The sequence below is a fragment of the Streptomyces marokkonensis genome (genome assembly GCF_039539045.1).
Lineage (GTDB): Bacteria > Actinomycetota > Actinomycetes > Streptomycetales > Streptomycetaceae > Streptomyces > Streptomyces marokkonensis.
Genome location: NZ_BAABCQ010000310.1, coordinates 1 through 4,133 on the forward strand (window position 1 = coordinate 1; position 4,133 = coordinate 4,133).

At 67.7% G+C, this 4,133-nt stretch carries 3 protein-coding genes; all 3 read left to right on the top strand.

Annotation, left to right across the window (positions count from 1 at the left end; translation table 11 throughout):
• Positions 1-27 precede the first annotated feature (27 nt).
• Complete coding sequence (locus tag ABEA26_RS35250) at positions 28-543, top strand: MarR family winged helix-turn-helix transcriptional regulator (RefSeq protein WP_345598063.1); 516 nt, start codon at positions 28-30, stop codon at positions 541-543.
• 789 nt (positions 544-1,332) lie between these two features.
• The gene (locus ABEA26_RS35260; protein WP_345598064.1) at positions 1,333-2,652 is read left to right on the top strand and encodes a hypothetical protein; all 1,320 of its coding nucleotides are present in this window, start codon (positions 1,333-1,335) and stop codon (positions 2,650-2,652) included.
• 626 nt (positions 2,653-3,278) lie between these two features.
• Positions 3,279-3,518: a hypothetical protein gene (locus ABEA26_RS35265; protein WP_345598066.1), complete on the top strand. Its 240-nt coding sequence runs from the start codon at positions 3,279-3,281 to the stop codon at positions 3,516-3,518.
• The last annotated feature ends 615 nt before the right edge of the window (positions 3,519-4,133 follow it).

Consider the following 4,133-nt stretch of genomic DNA (forward strand, 5'->3'; position numbering starts at 1 on the left):
CCCTAACGCAACCGGTAGAGTGTCAGCATGGAGACCGGCTACGAGCTGCGATTCGACCGCGGCGGTGAGACCCCGGAACGACTCAAGGGGCAGCTCTCGCGACTCGTCGGGATGACGGCTGCCCAGACACGGCGCGTCGCGGGCGACGCACTCCAAGCGGTGGGCGCCCACAAGGACCACTTCGTGGTGCTTGCCGCCCTCTCCGAGTTCGGCCCCGCGAGCCAGGCGGCCCTGTCCGGCCGCACCCGGATCTACAAGAGCGATCTTGTGTCAGTTCTCAACGACCTCGCGGACGGCGGCTGGGTCCGTCGCGCCCCCGACCCGGCCGACAAGCGTCGCAACGTCATCACCATCACCAACAACGGCGAGTGCCGCCTCGACGAGCTCAGCCGTGTGCTCGACGGCGTCAACGAACACATCATGGCCCCGCTCGGGCGCGACGAGCGCGCGCAACTGTTCGCCCTGCTCGACCGTATCAACGCGCATCTCGACGACGGGCCGGACCACCAACCGAGAACTTCCACATTCTCAAACACGGCCTAGCGACCATCTACCGGCTGAGCCGCTTCGTGACGGACCCCGCACAGGAGTTCGAGAACGAGCGCTCCGATCATTGATCTTGTGCCAGGTCGAGGTGAGTTGACGGATGCGGCGTAGGAGCGGACAGAGCCCCTCGGGACGTGGGCAAAGCTGCTGGGACACGTCCAGGCCCGCGACGACGCGATGGGCTGGGCGGAGTGGACCGTTTCATCGACTCCACGATCAACCGGACCCACCAGTACGCGGCCGGTGCCCGCAAAAAGGGGACGCATAGGGGAAGGAACTGGAAGATCCGGGCCGCTCACAGGAGCGTCGGGCGCTCGGCCGGTCCCGGGCATCGTTGCCACGATCCCCGACCGCCGCGACCAGACGGCCAACCGCCGGCGACGTTGGAACCCACGGCGGTTGCCCACTCGCTTTCGACAAGGACATCCACCTCGCCCGCAACGTGGTCGAACGATGCTTCGCCCGTTTCAAGCAGTTCCGTGCGATCGCGACAAGGTTCGACAAGCTCGCCGATCGCTACCGGCGGTGAGCGGGTCGCGGTACCGGTGTTCGTGACGGGGTGGAGGCGAAGCCGTGTGTGTTACGCGTCGGCTGGAGGGGGCGCACGGGTGGGTGCAAACGTGATGACGGCGTGACTAGAGCTGCGGGTCCGCGAGGAAGCCGGCCTGGTTACGGGAGGGTCCGATGTGTGGCGTGACGTCCGGGCGTTGCGATTCGGGAGTGACGAGAGTCCACCGCTCTCGTCGGATGTCAGCCGTAGGCTGGTGCCGGAAACTAGGGGAGACGATGATTGACTACCGCAGGGCGACTGTTCCGGTCTGGACGCTGGCGACACGTGATGTCCAGGTGCCGGCGGTGATCGGGGACGGGCCGATGACGGCCGAGCGGCTGGCCGAACTGCGTGGAGCGCTGGCCGCGTTGGCCGACCAGCCGATCGCCACGCTCGAGGCGCACCCGCTGCCCGACAAGCTCGACCGTAGCCGTGGCATCCCGCTCGATGCCGCCAGCCCGCTGGCGCAGCACCTGTCGCAGCTCATCACCGAGTCGGCGAAGGCTTCCGCCATGGCCGCCAAGGCGACGGCCTCCGGCGAGATCCTGTGCCGCGTGGTGGTCCCTGCGAAGGTCGCCGCCGAGTTCGGACAGGGGCTGGTTCGCTGGATGGTGCCGAAGGGGTCGACGGGCGAGTTCTACGGCGACCTTGTGCACTCGACGACGGGCCAGATCGCCGCCAAAGCGACGATTGTGCCGGTCAGCGGAGCGGCAGCGGCGGGCACGGTCGGCGGCGCGGGCGCGACCGCCGGCGCCGCGGCCGCGGGTGGCACGGTGCTCACCGTGGCCGCTCCGCTCGTGCTCATGGCGGTGGCCGTCGGGGTGAGCGCGCACGCCGACCGCAAGCGGCAGCAGGCCATCGCGCACATTACGGACCTGCTGGAGCAGCTTCAGGCCGACAAGCTCGACGACGAGCACAGCGCACTCAACGGCTGCCGTCCCGCCATCGACAAGGCCACGGCCATCCTGCTCGACCAGGGCAAGCTCGGTGTCTCGCTGGGACTCGACTCGGCGGTGCACACCATCGACACGGCGCTGAGCAAGGCCGACATCCGTCTGGCCCGCTGGCGGAGCGCGCTCGACAAGTTGCCCGCCGGCGAGCCCGTCGAGATCAGCACACTGACCGAGTCGTTCCCCGGCGTGGACGGCCAGGGCGGTACGTTCCGCACCCACCTCGAACTGGCGTCGTTGGCCATCGCATTGAAGCGGCGCGTCAACGTCCTCCAGGCGGTCGAGCGAGCCCAGAGCGAGCCCGACAACCTGTTCGAGAACTTCGCCCGCACCCTCAAGGCCGACGAGCAGCGTCTTGACGAGTTGGAGAGGGGCATGGCCAGTGTGCTGGTGCGGCTGTCGACGCTGGAGCTGGCGCGCCCGAACGGCAAGCTCCGCGTCTTCACGACCGGCGAGGTCGACCGGCTCCTGCGTGCGGCACACCAGATCCGTCGCCTGAGCGACGGCGTCGCACTCAACGGCCGCCCGACGGACGTGGCGATCGAGATCGCCCGTGACCGGGACGGCTCGGTGGTGGTGTTCCCCGCGCTGCCCGCGGAGGCATAAGGACTCGGAGTGGAAGGTGCGGATCCAGTGCGGTCGCGGGGGCGTGACAGGGCAAGCCTGCCGCCCGACCGACGCCGGCCGCATCCTTCCGGAACATGTGCTGGTGAGCGCTCTTCCGGCATTCCGATGAGCAATCAGGTGCGCGGCGCTTAAGGTCATCCCATGGTGGGGGTGAGAACACTGCAGGGGTACCTGCTCGAAGAGGTACTCGCCTGGCTGCTGAGGTCGCCCCGTACGGAGAGTAGGCGTACGGAAGGGGGAAGCGAGCGGTACGCCCGCCCCCCACTGTGTGTGGAACGCGGGAAGACGGCAGGGAGTTCCCGATGTCCCGGCGCTCCGGACGTCCGCCCGGCCGCCGGGCCCGCGGGCGAACCACCTGGCGATGCGGCCCATCAGGACCTCGAATCCGTCCTGCCACCAGGCAGGAACTACGCTGTGACCTGCGGGCATCGTCTGATCTTCTGTCCTCGCACACCGGTGGTCACCGTGGCCGCGCGTTCTCAGACCAGCTCCAGAGCCTCGGTGAAGTCGCATGAGGTTTGATTCTGAGAGGATCCTGACGTGTTCAACTTCGGGATCGAAAGTCTCGGCCGGGTCCCCGGGGCCCGGTGCAACGGTCGGGAGGAATGGTGACCGAGCAGGGGCTCGAGATCATCGGCCGTGAAATCCTGCGGATCGACGCGCTGACCGAGCGCGAGGGACACCTCATGGGCAAGGAAAGGCGGAAGCAAACGGAGGCACGCCGCGCTGCCCTGGTGTGGGCCCTGCACGTCCTGCTGACCGGCGATCCGACCCAACCGTCTTCAGGGGGCCCCGTAGAGCGCTTTCTGGGGGTCCTCAAGGACAGCGCCGGGGCCAGTACCTGAGAACGTTCCTGGAACCGGCTACGCCTTGCGTGACTCCTTGGCCGTCCCTCTCGGGCTGCCGGTCGTGGTCTTGCTCGCGCTCATACCAAGGTCCAGGGCCTTCGCGACGGGTGCGGGCACCGAACCCGCCGGGTACGTCCGCCCGGGATGCGCCCGTGTAAGACCCAGGCCGACTATGCGCACGGACAGGCCAGTTCGGGGACCGCGCGGTTCGGGGCGGTTCCTTGATGAGGAGGTAGACCCATGGACGGGTGAATCGACGGACCCCTTCGCTGGCCTCGACTATTAGTGCCGTCGCTTTCGTATCCGCACGCTGCACCTCGACGAGTATCCTGTTCTCGCCAATTGCGGGTACACCAGTCGTCGTCCAGACGTGCAGCGGGACGTTCTGCGGCTCGGATGCTTCCACTTCCGTCTGCTTTTCGTTGCTTTGCGGCTTGGAGTGGCAGTCTGGGTAAGCGGCCGGCAGGGGGCTGTCCACCAAGTGATAGCGGTCGCGATTGATCGGTCACAGCCGGGGACCCGGTTTGGTCCGACTCACACGGCTGCCCGGATCGTGTGCTCCACAGGCATCGGTGGGACATTAGCCAGTCGCAGGTCCACTCGACCGCCTCG

Coding starts and splice junctions, on each gene's coding strand:
- ABEA26_RS35250 (WP_345598063.1), top strand. CDS start 28: ATGGAGACCGGCTACGAGCTGCGATTCGACCGCGGCGGTGAGACCCCG.
- ABEA26_RS35260 (WP_345598064.1), top strand. CDS start 1,333: ATGATTGACTACCGCAGGGCGACTGTTCCGGTCTGGACGCTGGCGACA.
- ABEA26_RS35265 (WP_345598066.1), top strand. CDS start 3,279: ATGGTGACCGAGCAGGGGCTCGAGATCATCGGCCGTGAAATCCTGCGG.